This is a genomic window from Streptomyces sp. NPDC014991 (assembly GCF_043080665.1).
GTDB lineage: Bacteria > Actinomycetota > Actinomycetes > Streptomycetales > Streptomycetaceae > Streptomyces.
Genome location: NZ_JBIBVY010000009.1, coordinates 39,177 through 57,516, shown reverse-complemented (window position 1 = coordinate 57,516; position 18,340 = coordinate 39,177). Strand labels below are relative to the sequence as shown.

Sequence of the window (18,340 nt, the reverse complement as noted above, 5' to 3'; positions counted from 1 at the left end):
TGGCACACATGCAGCACGTACAAGGGGCACGGGACACCCCAGCGGAGCGGGAAGCCCGGCCGGAAGAGGGGGCAAAGCCGTCGAGCGGCTCGCCCTACCGGCTGGGCGCGGCTCTGCTGCAATCGCTCGCGCAGGAGATGAACTCACTTGCCGAGCAGGCGTCCGCGCTGTTGAGCACGCCCCCGGAGAGCCTGTCCCTGGACGCGGACATCTTCGCCCAGATCGCCCGCAGGAACGTTCCACGCTGGCACTTCGCCATGCTCAACGACACCGACCGCAACGACGGGCTCATCGCCGCCCTGGAGCGGGGCATCCCGGCGGGGGCGACCGTGCTGGACATCGGCTCCGGCAGCGGACTGCTCGCCATGGCCGCGGCCCGTGCCGGTGCGAGCAAGGTGATCACCTGCGAGATGAACCCGCTGCTGGCCGAGATCGCCCGCAACGTCATCGACGCGCACGGCCTGTCCGACGTGATCACGGTGTTCGGCAAGCCGTCCACGGAGCTGGACGCCGAGCGCGACCTCGGCGGCCGGGTGGACGTCCTCGTGTCGGAGATCGTCGACTGCGGCCTCATCGGTGAGGGCCTGCTGCCCTCGGTGCGCCACGCCCGCGAGCACCTGCTGGCCCCGGACGGGATCATGCTGCCGTCGGCGGCCCGGCTGCGCGGCAGGCTGGTCAGCAGCGAGGCGGTGCTGAAGCTGAACCAGGTCACCACGGCCGGCGGCTTCGACGTCTCGCTCATGAACACGGTCGCCACCCGCGGCCACTTCCCGGTGCGGCTGGACACCTGGCCCCACCGGTTCCTGTCCGAGGCGGCACCGGTGCTGGAGTTCGACCTGGCACGCGACGCCCTGGAGCCCGGCGAACGCACCCTCACGCTGCCCGCCACCGCCGACGGCGAGGCACAGGCCCTGGTGGTCTGGTTCGAACTGGACATGGGCAACGGCGTCGTCCTGTCCAACCCGCCGGACAACCCCGGCTCGCACTGGATGCAGGGCTGGGTCCCGCTGGAGAAGCCCGTACCGACGAAGGCGGGCGAGACGGTCTCCCTCCGGCTCCGCTGGAGCGACTTCACCCTCCGCGTGAGCCTCTGACACGGCCTCGCCCGGCGCCCGCGCGGCACCGGCGGCCGGACCTTATTCGATTAGGACCAGGGAGCAAGCGATGAGTCACGTCCCCGCGCACGTCCCGTTCGAGCTGAGCGGCGCGGAGCTGCGCGACGCGGTGGTGCAGTACGCCACCGCCCCGATCTACCACGACAACCTGGACTGGCTGAACCACGACAACCCGTACCGCCGGCAGCTCAGGCCCCAGGTCCTGCCCCATCTGAACTACGACAAGATACCGGGCCGGGAGAACATACTCGACTACTCGAGCCTGGCCGTGCAGCGCCTGCTGACCTCGATCTACGAGGCCGACCTCGTGTTCTTCCCGAAGTCCGGACTGAAGGGCAAGGAGGAGGACTTCCGCGCGTTCTACAGCCCGGAGAACCGCGCGCTCGGCGAGCGGATCCGGCCGGCGCTGGAGCGCTACGCCTTCGGCTTCCTCGACGACGAGGTGGAGACGTCCGGGAACTGGACCGCCGAGAGTCTGGACGCCTATCTGGACTCGCTGGACACCAGCGGCGGCCAGGAGCAGTCGCCGGCCGAGAAGGCCATCGCCAACTCGACCGACCCGCAGCGGGCGGCCCGGATGTGGCTGGTGCAGTTCGCCCCGGACTTCCTCTCCGAGGCCTCCCCGATGATGCGCAACGTCCTCGGCTACTACGGCCCGGCCCAGTCCGAGTGGTTCAAGGTCGTCATCGACGAGTACGGCTACGGCGTCCACGACACCAAGCACAGCACCCTGTTCGAGCGGACCCTGGAGTCGGTCGGCCTCGAGTCCGACCTGCACCGGTACTGGCAGTACTACCTCAACAGCAGCCTGCTGATGAACAACTACTTCCACTACCTGGGCAAGAACCACGAGCTGTTCTTCCGCTACGTCGGAGCGCTCTACTACACGGAATCCTCCCTGGTCGACTTCTGCCGCCGCGCCGACCAGCTGCTGCGCGACGTCTTCGGCGACTCGGTGGACACCACCTACTTCACCGAGCACGTCCACATCGACCAGCACCACGGCCGGATGGCCCGCGAGAAGATCATCAAGCCGCTGGTGGAGGCCCACGGCGAGGGCATCATCCCGGAGATCGTGCGGGGCATCGAGGAGTACCGGGTGCTCCTGGACGTCTCCGACTTCGACTTCTCCCAGCAGATCGCGTGGATGGACGACCAGCCCGAGCTGAAGAAGCTGCACGACCCGGTCTTCGAGGGCCTGAAGCAGGGCAAGGTCGACGCGCCCGTGGCGCACATCGTCGAACCCCGTGGCGAGCTGTCCAACACCCACTGCCACGACGGCGACGAGCTGTGCCACATCGTCTCCGGCACCATGCGCTTCGAGAGCGGCCTGGGTTCCTCGCTCACCCTGGAGGCGGGCGAGGGCGTGGTCATCCGGCGCAACCGGCTGCACGGCGCCAACATCGAGTCGGACGAGTGCGTCTACGAGATCCACTCGGTGGGGGACTACCGCAAGTGCCTGTCGTGACCTTCTCCGCCGCGGGGCGGGACAACTGCGTCGTCGTCGCCGGGACACCGTACGTCTACGCGACGGTCGGCGGCCGGGGCTTCGTGATGCGGGCCCAGTGCCCGCACCGCGGCGGCCCCCTGCACCTGGCCGACGTCGCCGAGGACGGTGTCCGGCTCGTGTGTCCCTGGCACGAGCGCAAGACCTCCGTGGCCCGGATGCGCGGGGAGATCCCGGCCGTACGGGTGGGCGAGCGGATCACCGCGGTCTTCCCGGACCGCCCGCCCGCCCGGGGCTGGCCGGCGGATCCGACGGCCTGCGGCGGCGTGGCCCTGGAGCACCGGCCGCTGACCCCTGCGCTCACGCGTTCGCGCGTGACGGCCGGCTGACCTGCCGGCGACTGCAACGCCCCGGGGCCGGCCGGTGTTCTACAGACGGCCGGTACGCGCGCGCCGGGGGCCCGGCATGGTCCCCGGCGCGCGTACCGGACCACGAAAGACCACATGCGAGGAGAGCGGAACATGGGCACGGACGGTGGCAAGCCGTTGCTGCTGCTGATCGGCAGCAGCGCCCGGCGCAGCCGGGAATTCATCCTTCGGTCGGTGAGCCGGCGCTACGCGCTCTGGCTGCTCCAGCCGGCCCAGGTGACCTGGGAGGAGCCCTACGTCGTCGGCAGCACCTCGGTCGACAACACCCGTCCCGAACTCCTCGTCGAGGCCGCCCGGCAGGTGGCCGCCGAGCACGAGGTGGCCGGCGTGTTCTGCTACGACGAGGGCCTGGTCACCCCCGCGGCCCACGTCGCGCAGGCGCTCGGACTGCCGGGGAACTCCCCGGAGACCGTCATAGCCTGCCGGGACAAGAACGCCACCCGGGTCGCGCTGGAGCGGGCCGGGGTCGCCCAGCCCGCGTCCATCGGCGTGCGCTCCCTGGAGGAGGCACGGCAGGCGGCCGAGAAGATCGGCTTCCCGGTCGTCCTCAAGCCCCGGGGCCTGGCCGGCGGCATGGGCGTGCGCCGGGCCGACGGGCCCGGCGACGTGGAGAGCGCCTACCGGGCGGCGTCCGGCGCCTCCTACCCGGGCGTTCCCGTCTTCGACGTGTCGGTGCTCGTCGAGGAGTACGTCGACGGCCCCGAGATCAGCGTCGACGCGGTCTTCTTCGAGGGCGAGGGCACCCCCCTGGCGGTGGCGCGCAAGAAGGTGGGGCTCGCGCCCTTCTTCGAGGAGACCGGCCACGAGGTCGACGCGGCCGACCCGCTGCTGACCGATCCGCAGCTCCTCGAGGCGCTGCGGGCCAGCCACGCCGCGCTCGGCTTCCACACCGGCGTCAGCCACACCGAGTTCCGCCTGACCGCGAACGGCCCGCGCCTGATGGAGGTCAACGCCCGCCTCGGCGGCGACATGATCCCCTTCCTCGGTGAGCTGGCCACCGGCGTCGACGTGGCGCTGGCCGCGGCCGACGTCGCGGCCGGCCGGCGCCCGGAGACGACGGCGACCCGGCGGCGGGCCGCGGCGATCACCTTCCTGTACCCCGAGCACGACACCGAGATCGAGTCGGTGACCGTGCACGAGGACCGGTTCTCGCCGGACGTCCACAGCGCGGACGTGATGGCCGACCCGGGAGCGGTGCTGCGGCTGCCGCCGCGCGGCTACATCTCCCGCTACGCCCGGGTCATCACCCTCGCGGACTCCGTCGAACAGGCCCGGGCGGCACTGCTGCGGGCGCCGGAGATCGTCGAACTCGCGGGCCGCCCGGTGGAGGAGTCCCCCTGATGAGCCCCGGAAAGACCTCGTCCGAGCCGGGGAAGGCCGGCCGGCCGTCGATCGTGCAGACCCTGCGGGGCATCCCGGGCCCCATCTGGCTCGTGCTCGTCGGCATGCTGGTCAACCGGCTCGGCAACTTCCTCCAGATCTACCTGGTCCTCTACCTCACCGCGAAGGGCTTCTCCGCGACCGAGGCGGGCCTGGCGCTCGGCGCCTACGGTGTGGGCTCGGTGGTCGGCGTGCTGGTGGGCGGCACGGCGTCCGACCGGATCGGCTACGCCTGGACGATCGTCGGCTCCATGGCGCTCGCCGGGCTGGGCACGCTGAGCCTGCCCCACCTGAACAGCCTGCCCCTGATCATCGCGGTGGCCTCGGTCATCGGGCTCCTGGCGCAGATGTACCGGCCGGCCTCCTCGGCGCTGTTGGTGGAGCGCACGGCCGAGGACCACCACGTGATGGTGTTCGCCGTCTACCGGATGGCGTTCAACCTCGGCACCACGGTCGGCCCGCTGCTCGGCGCGCTGCTGATCAGCCACTCGTACAACCTGATCTTCTACCTGGAGGCGACGGCCCAGCTGGTCTTCGCCGCCTTCGCCCTCGTCCTGGCGCGCTCCGGGGGCGCGGCCCGGCCCGCCGCACACGACGCGGACGGCCCCACCCGGTCGTACGCCGCCGTGCTGCGGGACACCCGGTACGTGCTGTTCCTGCTGGCGCTGTTCCTCAACGCCGTCGTCTACATCCAGCACACCTCCGCACTGCCGCTCCAGATCAAGGCCGACGGACACGGCGTGACGTTCTACTCCACCCTGCTGTCACTGAACGCCGTCATGGTCATCTCCCTGGAGCTGCTGTTCACGAAGTACGTGCAGCACCTGCCCGGCAAGCTCGCGGTGGCCCTCGGCGTCGGCCTGGTCGGCGTCGGGATGAACCTGTACGTGGCCGGACCCAGCATGGCCATGTACGTCGTGGCGACCGTGGTGTGGACGTCGGGCGAGATGATCGGCACACCGACCGCCTCGGCCTGGCCGGGCAAGGTCGCCCCCGAACACCTGCGGGGGCGCTACATCGCCGCCGCCGCCTTCCCCATGCAGATCGGCTACGCGATCGGCCCCGTGCTGGGCGTCGCCGCCTGGCAGGCGTCGTCGGCCTCCGTGTGGTGGCTGTCGGGGCTGCTGACCGTGGGCGCCGTGGCCGCCGTCCTCGCCGGCATGGGCGAACGGCCCGCGGACGCGGACCCCGGCGCCACCACCCCGGCCGACGAGCAGGCCGGGCGGACCGGACCGGTCGCCGCCGACACCCCCTGACCCTGTCCCACCCCATCAGTCCGTGCCGTGGGTTCCGGCACCCAGTCCCCGGAAAAGAGCGAGCTGCGCATGGCGTACGCCGATGGCATCGAGAAGTTCGTGGAAACCGTGAACGGCGCGCTGCCGCCCGACTTCTACACCTACCCCGTCGACCGGCAGCGCGTCCTGTACGACTCGCTGACGGAGGTTCTCCCCATCCCCGTCCCCGACGGTGTCCGCCACCGGGACGCGACCGTCGTCCACGAGGGCCGCACCGCCCGGATCCGTATCTACGAGCCGGCCGAACGCGCCGGCAACGCCGTGCTCTTCTACATCCGCGGCGGCGGCTTCGTCATCGGATCGCTGCACAGCCATCACAGCCTGGTCGCCGAACTGGCCGACCGTACCGGCCTGGTGACCATAGCCCTGGACTTCGGCATGGCGCCGGAGAACCCCTTCCCCGGCCCGCTGGAGGACTGCTACGCCGGCCTCTGCGGCACTCTCGCCGACCTGCCCGGGCTCGGACTGGACGGCCTCGACCCGGACGGCGCGGTGATCTGCGGCGAGAGCTCCGGGGCCAACATGGCCGTGGTGCTGTCGATGATCGCCCGCGACCGCGGCGGCCCCCGGCTGCGCGGCCAGGCGGTGATCAGCCCGGTCCTGGACTTCACCCGCTGGCGGAACGGCGGCGAGGACGCCCCGCTGCTCTCCGGCGGCGAGATGGAGTTCTACACGGCCTGCTACTGCCCGCAGCCGGAACAGGCCACCGACCCCTACGTCTCGCCGCTGCTGGGCGCCGGGTTCCACGACCTGCCGCCGGCCTACGTCGTCGGCTGCGCGATGGACTCGCTGTGCGTGGACGCGGAGAAGTACACCGCCCTGCTCAGGGAGAACGGCACGCCCGTGACCTATGTGCGGGAGGAGGGCATGGTGCACGCCCCGGTGCGCGCCCGGCGGGTCAGCGAGCCCGCGGCCGACTTCTTCGCCCGCTACTGCGCCGCCGTCTCCGCCCTGGCGGCGAAGGAGAGCGTCGATGGCCGGCACTGACCCGCTCACCGAGCCGGGGCCCGGCCCCTGCGTCATCGTCGACCCCTACTCCTCGGGCGCCCTCTTCACCGAGGCCCTGCGCGGCCAGGGCGTCCCGGTCGCGGCCGTGGTGAGCAGCCCGCGCCCGCCCGAGGCGTTCGCCTCCTCCTATCGGCCGCAGGACTTCCCCGACGTCATCGTGTACGACGGCGACCTGGACGACGTCGTACGGCGGGTACGGGCGCTGGAGCCGCGCTGTGTCATCGCCGGCTGCGAGTCCGGCGTGGAACTGGCCGAGCGGCTCGCCCCCCGGGTACTGCCCGGGCTGAGCAACGTGCCGGAGCTGGCCGAGGCCCGCCGGGACAAGAGCCGCATGGCCGAGGCCGTGCGGGCGGCCGGGCTGCCGGTCATCCCGCAGCTGTGCACCTCCGACGTCGAGGAGGCGGCGGCCTGGCTGGAGCGCGAGGGCCTGTCCGGCGCCGACCTCGTGATCAAGCCGCCGAAGAGCGCCAGCACGGACGGCGTCGTCAAGGTGCAGGGCGGCACGGACTGGCGGGCCGTGTTCGAGCGGCAGATCGGCCGGGTCAACCAGTTCGGCGAGGTCGACGACCGGCTGCTCGTGCAGAAGTTCGTCACCGGCACCGAGTACGTGGTGGACACCTTCAGTCACGACGGCAAGCACTCCCTCGTCGACGTCTGCGCCTACGGCAAGGTGGACAACGGCCCGCACATGGCCGTCTACGACACCATGCGGTGGCTGCCGCCGGACGAGCCCGCCGTCGCCGTCCTGGCCGAGTACGTCTTCGGCGTGCTGGACGCGGTGGGCGTCCGCTTCGGCTCCGCCCACGTCGAGGTGATGGGCACCGCCGACGGTCCCGTCCTCATCGAACTGGGCGCCCGACCGCACGGTGGCGGCCAGCCGCGGTTCAACCGCAACGCCACCGGCGACAGCCAGATCGACCGGACGGTGCGCTGGCTCACCGGGGGCGAACTGCCGCAGAGCTACGAGCTGCTGACCCACCAGATGTGCGTCTTCCACATGGCCCGCCGCTCCGGGGAGGTACGCGGCACGGCCGTCCTGGACGAGATCCGGTCGCTGCCGAGCCACCACTTCTCGGTGCAGAACCTGTCCGACGGGGATCACGTGCCCGTCACCCGGGACCTGGTCGACAGCCTCAACTTCGGGTTCGTGATCCTCGCCCACCCGGACGAGGAACAGATCAAGCGGGACTACCGGGCCGTCCGCGCCCTGGAACAGCGGCTGGTCATCGGAGAGCCGTGATCAACGCGCTCGCGTTCCTGACGAGTTCACTGGTGGTGATCATGGCGCCGGGTCCCGACCTGGCCCTGATCACCCGCCTGGTGCTGGCCGGCTCACCGCGTACGGCGGCGCCCGCCGCGTTCGGGATGATCGCGGCGGGGGCCGCGCAGGCGGCCCTGGGCGCCCTGGGCCTGGCCGCGCTGCTCGCCGCGCGCCCGGACCTGTTCACCGCCTTCCGCTGGGCGGGTGCCGCCGTCCTGCTCGTCTGGGCCTACCGGGCCGCGCGCGCGGCCCTGCGTCCGCCGGAGCCCGCGCCCCCGGGCCCGCAGGAGCGGACGCAGCCGGACGGGCCCCCGCACGGCAGGCGCCGGGCCTTCGCCCTGGGACTGCTGTGCACCGGCTCCAATCCCAAGGTCGGCATCTTCCTGATGGCGTTCCTGCCGCAGTTCGTGCCGGCCGGGATGAATCCGACCGCCGGGGTGGTGGTCCTGGCCTGCTGTTACCTCCTCCTGGTACTCGTGTGGCTGCTGACCTGGATGCGGCTGGTGCACCGGCTGGCCCGGCACCTGAACTCCGCGTCGGCCCAGCGCCTGACCAACGGGCTCACCGCCGCCGTCTTCGGCGTGTTCGCGGTGCGCCTGGCCCTCGGCGGATGACCGCCCGCCGCCGGGCCGGAGCCGGCCCCCGCCCGCGTCCGGGGGAGCGAGGCCGCTCAGACCGTCTGGAAGCGCTCCTCGTCCTGGTCGAGCAGCGCCTGCGCGTACCGCAGCAGCGGGGCGGACATGCTGAACCGGCCGGGCGCGTGCTCCCGCAGCAGACTCGCGTCGACCAGGCGGTACAACGTCCACCTCGTCTCCGCCGGCGTCATGCCGGCCGCGTCGGCCAGGGAGTACGCGGTGATGCTGTTGCCGTCGGTCCGGCCGAGCAGCCGGAACACCCGGCGCGCCGGCTCCGGGAGCGCCGCGTAGGACAGCTCGAAGGCCGTCTGGACGGAGGACAGCAGCAGGTCCCCCGGGACGGAGGGCCGCCGGAAGAGCCCGGCGTCCTGCAACTCCACGTAGTACTGCGCGATGCTGAGGCAGGGATGCTGCGCGAGACGCGTGGCGATGATCCGCATCATCAGCGGCAGCCCGCCGCAGTACCGGCCCAGGGCCATGGCGGCCAGCGCCTCCGCCCCGACCCGTTCCGGTCCCAGCAGCCGCCCGAGCAGTGCCAGCACGTCCTCGTCGTGGAGCGCGTCCACGAAGACCCGCCGGACCCCGTCCCTGGCCACCAGGCCGGGCAGCGTGTTGCGGCTGGTGACGAGCACGGCGCAGCCGGCGTCCCCCGGGATCAGGGGCCGTATCTGGTCCTCGTCGCGGGCGTTGTCCAGGACGACCAGCACCCTTCTGCCGGACAGCCGGGTGCGGAACAGGTTCGCCGCCTCGTCCAGGGTGTCCGGGATGCTGCTGTCCGGGACGCCGAGGGCCCGCAGGAACGAGGCCAGGGCGGCCAGGGCGTCGAGGGGACCCCGGTGCGCGTGGCCGTGCAGGTCGATGTAGAGCTGCCCGTCCGGGAAGCGGTCGAGCACCCGGTGCGCCCACCGCAGCGCCAGCGCCGTCTTGCCCACGCCGGGCGGCCCGGTGATCAGCGCGGCCGGCACCTGTCCGTCCCGTTCGCCGGCGGCGAGGAACAGCTGGTCCAGGTCCCGGAGCTGGTCGGCGCGCCCGACGAAGTGCCGGGTCCTGGCCGGCAGCTGCGACGGCCTGACCTCCGGCGGCGGATGAGGGGCCGCCGGCCCGTCGTGCCGCGGGGCGTCCGCCGGCTGCCGGGTCAGCAGCCCGTTCCTGGGCCAGGTCAGCTCCTGCTGGAGAACCCGCAGATGGGCCTGGCGCATCTCCGGTCCTGGCTGGAGTCCCAGTTCGCTGTCGAGGCGCTGGGTGACGTCGGCGAACACCCGCAGCGCCTCGTACTGCTCGCCGCAGCTGGCCAGCGCCAGCATGAGCCGTGCCTGGAGTCCCTCGTGCAGCGGTTCGTCCTCGGCGGCGGCGCGCAGCGCCGGCACCACCTGCTCGGGCTGCCGGAACCGAAGGGCGAGATCCGCGTACAGCAGCAGGTTCTCGATCCGCAGGCGGACCGCGGCCGTGGCCGCCGGATGCAGGGCGAGCACCGGCTCGTCCGCCAGGATCGGGCCGCGCCAGCAGTGGTGGGCGAGCGAGGCGAACTCGTGGGCGGCCCTGGCCTCCCCGGCGGCATGGGCCTGCCGCGCCTTCTCCGCCAGACCCCGGAACCGGGTCAGGTCGACCTGGTCGCGCCCCAGGGACAGCGCGTAGCCGGTCGGGGTGCGGATCAGGTACGAGGTGGCCTGTCCGGCGGGGCCGGACTCCGGGGAGCGCAGCAGCCCGCGCGCCTGGCTCACGTAGGTGTGGATGAGGTTCTGGTAGGAGCGCGGCGGCTCCTTCGGCCAGAGGGTGCTGCCTATTTCGTCGAGTCCGGCCGGCTGGGGGTGGCAGAGCGCCAGCAGGGACAATAAGCGCCGCAGTTTGAAAGCGCGCACTTCGCTGACGACGCCGTCGCGCTCGATGGTCAGAGCGCCGAGAATCCCGATGCGCAGGCCCGCTCTGTCCTGATCGGCGGGTTTCCGCATATTGGTCATGGAACGCCGCAGGTCGTCGACGTCGAGTCCGAGAACGACCGCCAGGCTGCGCAGGGTTCGCTCCTGCGGCTGTTCCACCCGACCGCTCTCGATGTCCCGCAGGGTCCGCACGGCGACGCCGGCCAGCTCGGCGAACTGACGCTGCGTCAGGCCCGTGCGCTGCCGGAACGTGCGGATCTGGGTGCGGACGGACAGCGGTTCTGCCGGATGGAGGCGATGGCTCGTGGCCGTTCCGGCACTTCGAAGGTTCGACATGGTCCCCCCGCCGCCGAGTGATGGCTCAGCTCGTGATCAGAATGTCCCCGGGTGATCTCGACTTTGTGATCTCTGATCCCCGGCACCGCTCGATCGGGAATGATCGTAGATCGAGTGGCTGGTTACCGCAATTGACACTCTGGTGAACGACTCGGCGCCCGGCAAAAGTCCCCGGTATCGCGGCAGAATTCCGGTCACATATTGTTGTCCGAAAAGTAAGTTGACGGGCACCCCCGAGGACCGTACTCCGGGGTGCCCGTCCGCCTGCCGGGCCTCAGCGGCCCGCGAGGGGGTTCTTCAGGCTGCCGGCCAGCTGGAGCGCGCCGGACGGATCGGCGAGGTCCACCATCTGCCGGTTGTCGCGCAGCTGGAGCCGGTTGAGACAGGACAGCGGGAACTCGGGCGCGAACATGTCGTACTGGCCGAACTTGTCCGCCAGCCCCGGGTTCGCCTCCTGGTACTCGCGGGTCACCTCGGCGACCGTTCGCCAGAAGTCGTCCTCCGACAGGACGCCCTCGGCGGCCAGGAGAGCGGCGAGGAAGCGGAAGAAGCAGTCGAAGACGTCGGTGAAGACCGACAGCAGCTTCTTGTCGTCCGGCACCTCGACGCGGATCCGCCGCACCTGTGGCGGCAGGGCCGCGTCCGGGTCCATGACGGCGATCTCCTCGGCGATGTCCTTGTAGACCGCGCGCTGCACGGCGCCGTCCTTCAGCACGAGGATCGTGTTCTCACCGTGCGGCATGAACACCAGGTCATAGGCGTAGAAGCTGTGCAGCAGCGGGGTGTAGTAGGCCCGCAGGTACTGCCGCAGCCACACGGTGGGCGCGAGGCCGGAACGCTCGATCAGCGCGCCCGCGAAGGAGGCGCCCCGGTGGTCCACGTGCAGCAGGGAAGCCATGGTCGCGAGGGACTCGCCGTCCCGCAGCGAGGACACCGGGCTCTCCCGCCACAGCGCGGCCAGCATCTTGCGGTACGGCGAGTAGCGGTCGGTGGCCTGCTCGTACTCCAGGTGCCGGTAGCCGACGGCCGCCCGCTCCCGGATGATCGTCAGACCCGTCGACCTCAGTACCGGGTCGTTCTCGATCAGCTGGGCCAGCCAGTCGTTGATGGCCGGGGTCGCCTCCATGTAGGCGGCCGACAGGCCCCGCATGAAACCCATGTTGAGCACCGACAGGGCGGTCTTCACATAGTGCTTGCGCGGGTCGCTGGTGTTGAAGAACGTCCGGATCGACTGCTGCGCCAGGTACTCGTCGTCGCCCTCGCCGAGGCACACCAGGTGACCCCGGGCCACCTCGGCGGCGAACGTGACGCTGAGCTTGTTCCACCACTGCCAGGGGTGGACCGGGATGAACACGTAGTCGGCGGGGTCGAGGTCCCGGCCGGTGAGGACGGCGTGGAAGCGGCGCACCGCCGGCTCGCCCAGCTCCTCGCGCAGGAAGGACTCGTACGCGATGCCGGCGCCCGCCGTGAACGCGGCCCGCGAGCGGTGCGCGGCCAGCCACACCAGCCGGACGGGGTGCGCGGTCTCGGGGGCGTACGCCAGGTACTCGTGGATGCCGAACCCGAGCCGTCCGTTGTTCGCGACGAAGCAGGGGTGGCCCTCGGTCATCGCGGTCTCGATGGTCTGGAATCCGCCGCGGGCCAGCTCGGCGGAGGTCACCTGCGGCTTGGCCAGTTTGTAGCAGGTGCTGGAGAGGGTGGAGGAGATCTCCTCCAGGTAGACCGGCAGGATCTCGTCACTCAGTCCCAGGGACCGCCGGAACTCGAGGAAGAAGTCGAGCGCGGCCAGGGGCAGCCGGTCCCCGTCGCGGTGCCGGGTGACGGACCCGGCGTCGACCTGCCAGTGGTCCAGGGCCCGCCGTACGGCGGAGAACCGGTAGGTGGTGTGCCCGTCGTCGCTGCGGACGGTGTACGCGTCGCCGTCCGGCTCGGGCGTGAGCAGCCGCTCGTGCGCGAACTCGGCGAGTGCCTTGCGGACCAGCAGCCGGTTGGCGGTCTCCCAGCGCTCGGGGGACAGGTGGGCCACGGCGTCGGTGACGGTCATGCGGCCACCGCCCGCTCGAACCGCTCGCGGGTGCAGAAGCTCAGCAGGGCCTTCTTCTCCGGTTTCCGGATCTCCCGCTCGGGCACGAACCCGACGGCCTCGTTCAGGGCGTGCACGGCCGTGTTGCGGACGTCCGGCTCGACGACGACGCGTGTCACCGCCGGGTCCTGGAAGAGGTGGGCGAGCACGGCGGTGATGACGGACCGGGTGAACCCGTGCACGGGCGTGCCGGTCGCCGGGACGAGGAAGTGCATGCCGACGTCCCCGGGCCGCGGCTCGTACAGCCCGCTCAGTTCCCGGTGCGCGGGGTCGTACGTCTCCATGAGGAAGGCGGGGACGCCGTCGCGCAGCCCGAGCAGCGCGTGGTGGTGCTCGTCCGCCGCGATCTCCGTGTAGGCGCGCTCGACGTCCGCCTCGCTCGCGTCCTGCATCATCCAGAACACCGCCTTGGGATGGGTGACCCAGGAGTGCAGCAGCTCCGCGTCCTTCGGCGGGTCGACGGGACGGAAGGTGAAGGTCATACGGCGAACTCCTGGAAGGCGATGGTCTTCTCGACCGGGTAGTGCTCCGTGCCGAGCAGCTCACGGATGATGTACGCGTTGCGGTACGCGCCCATGCCCAGGTCGGGGCTGGTGATGCTGTGCGTGTGGACGCCGGCGTTCTGGAGGAAGACGCCCCGGCCGGTGTGGTCGATGGTGTAGTTGCGGGCGATGTCGAAGTTGCCCCGGCTGTCGTAGCGCAGCCGGTCGCGGACGGGCCGGAGGAACTCCGGTTCGGCGTACCGGTAGCCGGTGGCCAGGATCAGGCCCTCGCTGGTCAGCTCGTAGTCCTTCTCCTGCTCCTCCTGGCGCAGGCCCAGAACGTACGTGCCGTTCTCGTGACGGGCGCTGGTGAGGGCGGAGTTGGTGAGCAGCCGGGTGGGCACCGGGCCGCCGAGGCTCTTGCGGTAGAGCAGGTCGAAGATCTCGTCGACCAGGTCGCCGTCGATGCCCTTGAACAGGCCCTTGTGCGCGTCGGTGAGGCGGTAGCGGGTGGCCTCGGGCAGGGCGTGGAAGTAGTCGACGTACTCCGGGCTGGTCATCTCCAGCGTGAGCTTGGTGTATTCGAGCGGGAAGAAGCGGGGGGAGCGGGTGACCCAGTTCAGCTGGTAGCCGTGGACGTCGATCTCGCCGAGCAGGTCGTGGTAGATCTCGGCCGCCGACTGGCCGCTGCCGACCAGCGTGATCGATCTCTTGCGCTGGAGTTCCGCCTTGTGGTGCAGGTAACGGGAGTTGTGGATGAAGTCGCCGTCCAGGTCCCGGCAGGCGTCCGGGAGGTGCGGCGGGGTGCCGGTGCCCAGGACCAGGTGCCGGGCGCGGTAGGTGTCACCGGCCTCGGTGCGCACGACGTACGTCTCGTCCGTGTCCTCGTACGTCACCTCGGTGACCGTGGCGCCGAAGCGGACGCTGCTCAGCCGGTGCGCGGCCCAGCGGCAGTAGTCGTCGTACTCGACGCGCAGCGGATAGAAGTTCTCGCGGATGTAGAACGAGTACAGTCTGCCTTTCTCCTTCAGGTAGTTGAGGAAGGAGAACGGCGACGTCGGGTCGGCCAGGGTGACCAGGTCCGACATGAACGGGGTCTGGAGGTGGGCGCCGTCCAGGAACATGCCGGCGTGCCACTCGAAGTCGGGTTTGGCCTCCAGGAAGACGCCGTCCAGCTCGGCGATCGGCTCGGTGAGGCAGGCGAGGCCGAGGTTGAACGGACCGAGTCCGATCCCCACGAAGTCGTATGTGGTGCGGTGGGCTTCAGGACGCGCGGTCAAGGGACTCTCCCAGGTACTGCTCGGCATGGCCGGCGATCAGGTCGAGGACGGCGGTGATGTCGGCCGTCGTGGTCTCGGGGTTGAGCAGGGTGAACTTCAGGTAGTGGCGGCCGGCCACCTTGGTGCCCGCGACCACGGCGTCACCGGAGGCGAACAGGGCCTTGCGGGCGTACAGGTTGGCCCGGTCGGTCGCGGCCGGGTCGGTGACGGCCGTCGGGACGTAGCGGAAGACCAGGGTGGACAGGGTGGGCTCGACGACGACGTCGTAACGCGGGTCGGCGGCGAGCAGCTGATAGCCCTCCCGCGCCAGGTCGCAGACCTCGTCGAAAAGCTGTCCGATGCCGTCGGCGCCCATCGTGCGCAGGGTGAGCCACAGTTTCAGGGCGTCGAAGCGGCGGGTGGTCTGGAGGGACTTGTCGACCTGGTTGGGGATACGTTCCTGCACCATGCGGCGCGGGTTGAGGTACTCCGCGTGGTAGGTCGCGTGCCGCAGGGTGGCGGCGTCCCGGACCAGCAGCGCCGACGAACTGACGGGCTGGAAGAAGGACTTGTGGTAGTCGACGGTGACCGAGTCGGCGCGCTCGATGCCGGCGATCCGGTCCCGGTACCTGAGCGAGGCGAGCAGCCCGCAGCCGTAGGCGGCGTCGACGTGCATCCAGACGCCGTACTGGGCGCACAGCCCGGCGATCTCCGGCAGCGGGTCGATGGAGCCGAAGTCGGTGGTGCCGGCGGTGGCGACGACGGCCATGGGGACCAGGCCGTCCTTCGCGCACCGCTCCAGTTCGTGCGCGAGGGCCACCGTCTGCATGCGCTTGTCGTGGTCGACGGGGATCGTGACGACGGCGTCCTGCCCCAGGCCGAGGATTTTCGCGGACTTCCTGACGCTGAAGTGGCTCGCCTCCGAGGCGAAGACGCGCAGATTCGCCGGGCCGCCGGTCTTGGCCTCCTCCCGGGCCAGCAGCAGCGCCTGGAGGTTGGACTGGGTGCCGCCGGAGGTGAACACGCCGTCGGCGGACGGTCCGAGGCCGACCCGGGCGGCCGTCCAGTCGACGAGCCTGCGCTCGATGAGGGTGCCGCCCGCCGACTGGTCCCAGGTGTCCAGGGAGGAGTTGACCGCGGAGAGCACGGCCTCGCCGAGCACCGCCGGGATGACGACGGGGCAGTTGAGGTGGGCGAGGTAGCGGGGGTGGTGGAAGTAGACCGCGTCCCGGAGGTAGACGTCCTCCAGCTCGTCCAGGACGGCGGAGGTGTCGCCCAGGGGGCGGTCGAGGTCGATCGCGTCGATGCGGGGCGCGAGCGCGTCCACGGTGACGCCGGTGAACGGACGCCCGGTGCCGGCGAGTTTGGCCGCCACCCGCTCGACTCCTTCGGTCACGGAGCGGCGGTAGTGCTCCGCGGTGAGGCCATTGAGCAGGTGCGAGCGCATGTGGGGGTCCTCCGAGGGGACGGTCCGTCCGGATCAACTTAGGTTAGCCTAACCTAAAATCCTCGGGTCAGGGTATGCCTCGCCGAGGCCGGGTCACGGTGATGACAGAGCGTCAGACGGCGCGGAGCTGCTCCTCGGTCATCCCCCGCCGCCAGTACCCGACGAAGGTGACGCGCCGCCGGTCCACCCCGCACTCGGTGACGAAGTGCCTCCGCAGCGCCTTCACCTGACCGGACTCGCCCGCGATCCACACGTACGGCCGCTCGACGCCAGTGAGCCCGGCGGCCCGCACGGCGTCGACGGCCGTGGGAGCGGGCGTACCCGCCGCGCCCTCGCGCCGCACCAGCCAGGTGACCTCCGCGTCGGCCTCCGTGCGCACGTCCTGGATGTCCCCGGCGTGCGGCACCTCCAGCCAGGCCCGCACCCGGGTGCGGGCGGGCAGGGACTCGAGGATCGCGGTCGCCGCGGGCACGGCCGTCTCGTCGCCGCACAGCACGACGAGGCCGGTGTCCCCGGGCGGACGGAAGCGGATCGCGCGGTTGTCCGCGAGGGCCGGGCCGAGCAGCAGCACACGGTCTCCGGCGGCGGCCCGCGCGGCCCAGCGGGAGGCCGGCCCGGCGGGGGAGGTGGTGCCCGGTCCGACGCCGTGCAGCGCGAAGTCGATGTCGATCTCGGCCGTCTGCCCCAGGGCGTCCCGCCGCAGGGCCCGCAGTGTGTACGAACGCATCACAGCCCGTACGTCGTCCGGGAGTTCGCGCCAGCCCTGCCACCAGCTGTCGCCCAGTTCCAGCGGGACGACCGGCTCGGTCTGCCCGGGGTGCGGCAGGAACAGCGACAGGGACTGGTCCCGGCCGTGGGAGTGGAAGGCGTGCAGATCCGGACCGGCGAAGGTCACCCGGACCAGGGACGGACCGAGCCGCCTCGTCCGTACGACCTGGAGGGAGAAGAAACGGAACGGGGCGGCCACGGCCGTTGTCATGGGGGCTCCTGAGGGATGCGGGGAGGCGGCGTGCCGCAGGGGGCGCCGGAAGAACCGCGCGACGAGCCACGACCAGCCCGCGGTTCCCCGGCACGATCCGGACGAGAGGCCCTAGCTGACCTTCCTGGCCTTCTCCAGTGCCTCGGCGAGGGCGGTGAGCAGTGGCACGCACTTGTCGTACGAGAGGATCGGCTCCGGGGAGCGGGAGATGACCTGGCCGGCCTTCACCGCGGGGAGCTTCTTCCAGGTGGCCTTGCTGATGTCGGCCGGCTGGATGGCCGAGGAACGGTCGTCCATCATGATGATGTCGGCCTGGTACTTGTCGACGTTCTCCCAGCTCAGCGACTCGTACCAGCCGCCGCCCTTGGCCTTGGCACTCGCCGGCGGCTCGACGAAGTCCACCCCGAGGGACTTGAAGTACTCCAGGTCGACGGACAGGTCGGTGCCGGAGACGTAGAAGAGCTGGTCGCTCGCGCTGGCGGCCATCACCTTGATGCCGGGCTTGGCCCTGGCGGCGGCGCGCAGCCGGGCGGCGGCGTCCTCGAAGCGCTTCTTCGCCGCGGTGACCTCGGCGGCCTTCAGGTCCGCGCCCAGCGATCCGGCCAGCTCCCACATCCGCTGGAGCGGCTCCGTGAGCGGGCGGTCGTACACGGAGATGCCGACGCTCGGCGCCAGCTGGGAGATCTTCTTCTTCGACTCGTCGGGTACGTACCACAGGGTGCCGGCGTCGTCGAACATCGTGCTGATGAGCACGTCCGGCGCCAGGGAGGCGTACTTCTCGATGCTGAACTGGCCCCAGGCGTTGCCGAGGACGGTCACCTTGCTGATGTCCATGTCGCCGGCCTGGACGTCGGGCTTCCCGCCGCTGGTCCTCGTCGGGCCGAAGACGCCCTTCACCCGGATGCCGTAGTCGTACAGCGCGGCGGCGACACCGGTGAAGGCGACGATGTTCGCCGGGACCTCGTCCAGCTTCACGGTCGTGCCCCGGTCGTCCTTGAACGACCAGGGGCCGGATCCGCCGGCCGCCGTCCCCTTGCCGGAGCCCGTGTCCTTCCCCTTGTCGTCCCCGCAGGCCGCGAGCGCGGCACCGAGTCCGAGGGCGCCGCCCGCGGCGAGCAGGCCGCGGCGAGTGAGACGGGTGGCACGGGCATGGGGCATGGGTGTGACTGCTTTCGAACGGGGCGGGGCGCCCGCCGGACAAGTTCGAAGGTAGGTTAGCCTAACCTCAGAAGATGTCCAGTGGGTGGTGCGCTCCCCAGCCGGCCCGGCGTACCGCCCATGGACCGGCCGGAGTTGACGCAGGCCGCT

General features: G+C 71.1%; 15 protein-coding genes. 8 read left to right on the top strand and 7 right to left on the bottom strand.

The features are described from left to right. Positions 1–8: 8 nt before the first annotated feature. From ACF1BE_RS16300 to ACF1BE_RS16265, 8 genes are all read left to right on the top strand, one after another. Positions 9–1,094 (top strand): 50S ribosomal protein L11 methyltransferase, encoded by a 1,086-nt coding sequence (locus ACF1BE_RS16300; protein WP_392199692.1) that lies wholly within the window; start codon positions 9–11, stop codon positions 1,092–1,094. Positions 1,095–1,164: 70 nt separating this feature from the next. Continuing rightward, positions 1,165–2,583, top strand: coding sequence for an iron-containing redox enzyme family protein (locus tag ACF1BE_RS16295; RefSeq protein ID WP_392199691.1), 1,419 nt, complete (start codon positions 1,165–1,167; stop codon positions 2,581–2,583). Beyond that, the gene (locus tag ACF1BE_RS16290) at positions 2,571–2,951 is read left to right on the top strand and encodes a Rieske 2Fe-2S domain-containing protein (protein ID WP_392199690.1); all 381 of its coding nucleotides are present in this window, start codon (positions 2,571–2,573) and stop codon (positions 2,949–2,951) included. Before ACF1BE_RS16295 ends, ACF1BE_RS16290 begins: the two co-directional genes overlap by 13 nt. Before the next feature lie 132 nt (positions 2,952–3,083). Further along, positions 3,084–4,331, top strand: a complete 1,248-nt coding sequence (locus tag ACF1BE_RS16285) for an ATP-grasp domain-containing protein (RefSeq protein ID WP_392199689.1) — start codon at positions 3,084–3,086, stop codon at positions 4,329–4,331. Then, entirely contained in the window at positions 4,331–5,626 is a 1,296-nt protein-coding gene (locus ACF1BE_RS16280) for an MFS transporter (RefSeq protein WP_392199688.1), read from the top strand. Before ACF1BE_RS16285 ends, ACF1BE_RS16280 begins: the two co-directional genes overlap by 1 nt. Before the next feature lie 69 nt (positions 5,627–5,695). Beyond that, on the top strand, positions 5,696–6,652 hold the full coding sequence (locus ACF1BE_RS16275; protein ID WP_392199687.1) for an alpha/beta hydrolase: 957 nt from the start codon (positions 5,696–5,698) through the stop codon (positions 6,650–6,652). Then, positions 6,639–7,913, top strand: a complete 1,275-nt coding sequence (locus tag ACF1BE_RS16270; protein WP_392199686.1) for an ATP-grasp domain-containing protein — start codon at positions 6,639–6,641, stop codon at positions 7,911–7,913. The genes ACF1BE_RS16275 and ACF1BE_RS16270 overlap by 14 nt, the downstream gene beginning before the upstream one ends. Then, positions 7,910–8,548, top strand: coding sequence for a LysE family translocator (locus ACF1BE_RS16265; protein ID WP_392199685.1), 639 nt, complete (start codon positions 7,910–7,912; stop codon positions 8,546–8,548). The genes ACF1BE_RS16270 and ACF1BE_RS16265 overlap by 4 nt, the downstream gene beginning before the upstream one ends. Before the next feature lie 56 nt (positions 8,549–8,604). On the opposite strand, the gene ACF1BE_RS16260 is transcribed toward ACF1BE_RS16265, so the two are convergent. The 7 genes from ACF1BE_RS16260 to ACF1BE_RS16230 all read right to left on the bottom strand — a co-directional run bounded on the left by ACF1BE_RS16260 (position 8,605) and on the right by ACF1BE_RS16230 (position 18,190). After that, positions 8,605–10,782, bottom strand: coding sequence for a BTAD domain-containing putative transcriptional regulator (locus tag ACF1BE_RS16260; protein WP_392199684.1), 2,178 nt, complete (start codon positions 10,780–10,782; stop codon positions 8,605–8,607). 274 nt (positions 10,783–11,056) lie between these two features. Next, positions 11,057–12,826, bottom strand: a complete 1,770-nt coding sequence (locus tag ACF1BE_RS16255) for an IucA/IucC family protein (protein ID WP_392199683.1) — start codon at positions 12,824–12,826, stop codon at positions 11,057–11,059. Beyond that, positions 12,823–13,347 (bottom strand): GNAT family N-acetyltransferase, encoded by a 525-nt coding sequence (locus ACF1BE_RS16250; RefSeq protein WP_392199682.1) that lies wholly within the window; start codon positions 13,345–13,347, stop codon positions 12,823–12,825. The genes ACF1BE_RS16255 and ACF1BE_RS16250 overlap by 4 nt, the downstream gene beginning before the upstream one ends. Then, positions 13,344–14,627: a lysine N(6)-hydroxylase/L-ornithine N(5)-oxygenase family protein gene (locus ACF1BE_RS16245; protein WP_392199681.1), complete on the bottom strand. Its 1,284-nt coding sequence runs from the start codon at positions 14,625–14,627 to the stop codon at positions 13,344–13,346. Before ACF1BE_RS16245 ends, ACF1BE_RS16250 begins: the two co-directional genes overlap by 4 nt. Next, positions 14,611–16,053: a lysine decarboxylase DesA gene (gene desA, locus ACF1BE_RS16240; protein ID WP_392199680.1), complete on the bottom strand. Its 1,443-nt coding sequence runs from the start codon at positions 16,051–16,053 to the stop codon at positions 14,611–14,613. Before desA ends, ACF1BE_RS16245 begins: the two co-directional genes overlap by 17 nt. 112 nt (positions 16,054–16,165) lie before the next feature. Beyond that, positions 16,166–17,032 (bottom strand): siderophore-interacting protein, encoded by an 867-nt coding sequence (locus ACF1BE_RS16235; RefSeq protein ID WP_392199679.1) that lies wholly within the window; start codon positions 17,030–17,032, stop codon positions 16,166–16,168. 111 nt (positions 17,033–17,143) lie between these two features. Further along, entirely contained in the window at positions 17,144–18,190 is a 1,047-nt protein-coding gene (locus tag ACF1BE_RS16230; protein ID WP_392199678.1) for an ABC transporter substrate-binding protein, read from the bottom strand. Positions 18,191–18,340 lie beyond the last annotated feature (150 nt).

Bases quoted from the DNA above. Each gene is read 5' to 3' on its own strand.
- ACF1BE_RS16300 (WP_392199692.1), top strand. From the start codon at position 9: ATGCAGCACGTACAAGGGGCACGGGACACCCCAGCGGAGCGGGAAGCC.
- ACF1BE_RS16295 (WP_392199691.1), top strand. From the start codon at position 1,165: ATGAGTCACGTCCCCGCGCACGTCCCGTTCGAGCTGAGCGGCGCGGAG.
- ACF1BE_RS16285 (WP_392199689.1), top strand. From the start codon at position 3,084: ATGGGCACGGACGGTGGCAAGCCGTTGCTGCTGCTGATCGGCAGCAGC.
- ACF1BE_RS16280 (WP_392199688.1), top strand. From the start codon at position 4,331: ATGAGCCCCGGAAAGACCTCGTCCGAGCCGGGGAAGGCCGGCCGGCCG.
- ACF1BE_RS16275 (WP_392199687.1), top strand. From the start codon at position 5,696: ATGGCGTACGCCGATGGCATCGAGAAGTTCGTGGAAACCGTGAACGGC.
- ACF1BE_RS16270 (WP_392199686.1), top strand. From the start codon at position 6,639: ATGGCCGGCACTGACCCGCTCACCGAGCCGGGGCCCGGCCCCTGCGTC.
- ACF1BE_RS16260 (WP_392199684.1), bottom strand. From the start codon at position 10,782: ATGTCGAACCTTCGAAGTGCCGGAACGGCCACGAGCCATCGCCTCCAT.
- ACF1BE_RS16255 (WP_392199683.1), bottom strand. From the start codon at position 12,826: ATGACCGTCACCGACGCCGTGGCCCACCTGTCCCCCGAGCGCTGGGAG.
- ACF1BE_RS16250 (WP_392199682.1), bottom strand. From the start codon at position 13,347: ATGACCTTCACCTTCCGTCCCGTCGACCCGCCGAAGGACGCGGAGCTG.
- desA (WP_392199680.1), bottom strand. From the start codon at position 16,053: ATGCGCTCGCACCTGCTCAATGGCCTCACCGCGGAGCACTACCGCCGC.
- ACF1BE_RS16235 (WP_392199679.1), bottom strand. From the start codon at position 17,032: ATGACAACGGCCGTGGCCGCCCCGTTCCGTTTCTTCTCCCTCCAGGTC.
- ACF1BE_RS16230 (WP_392199678.1), bottom strand. From the start codon at position 18,190: ATGCCCCATGCCCGTGCCACCCGTCTCACTCGCCGCGGCCTGCTCGCC.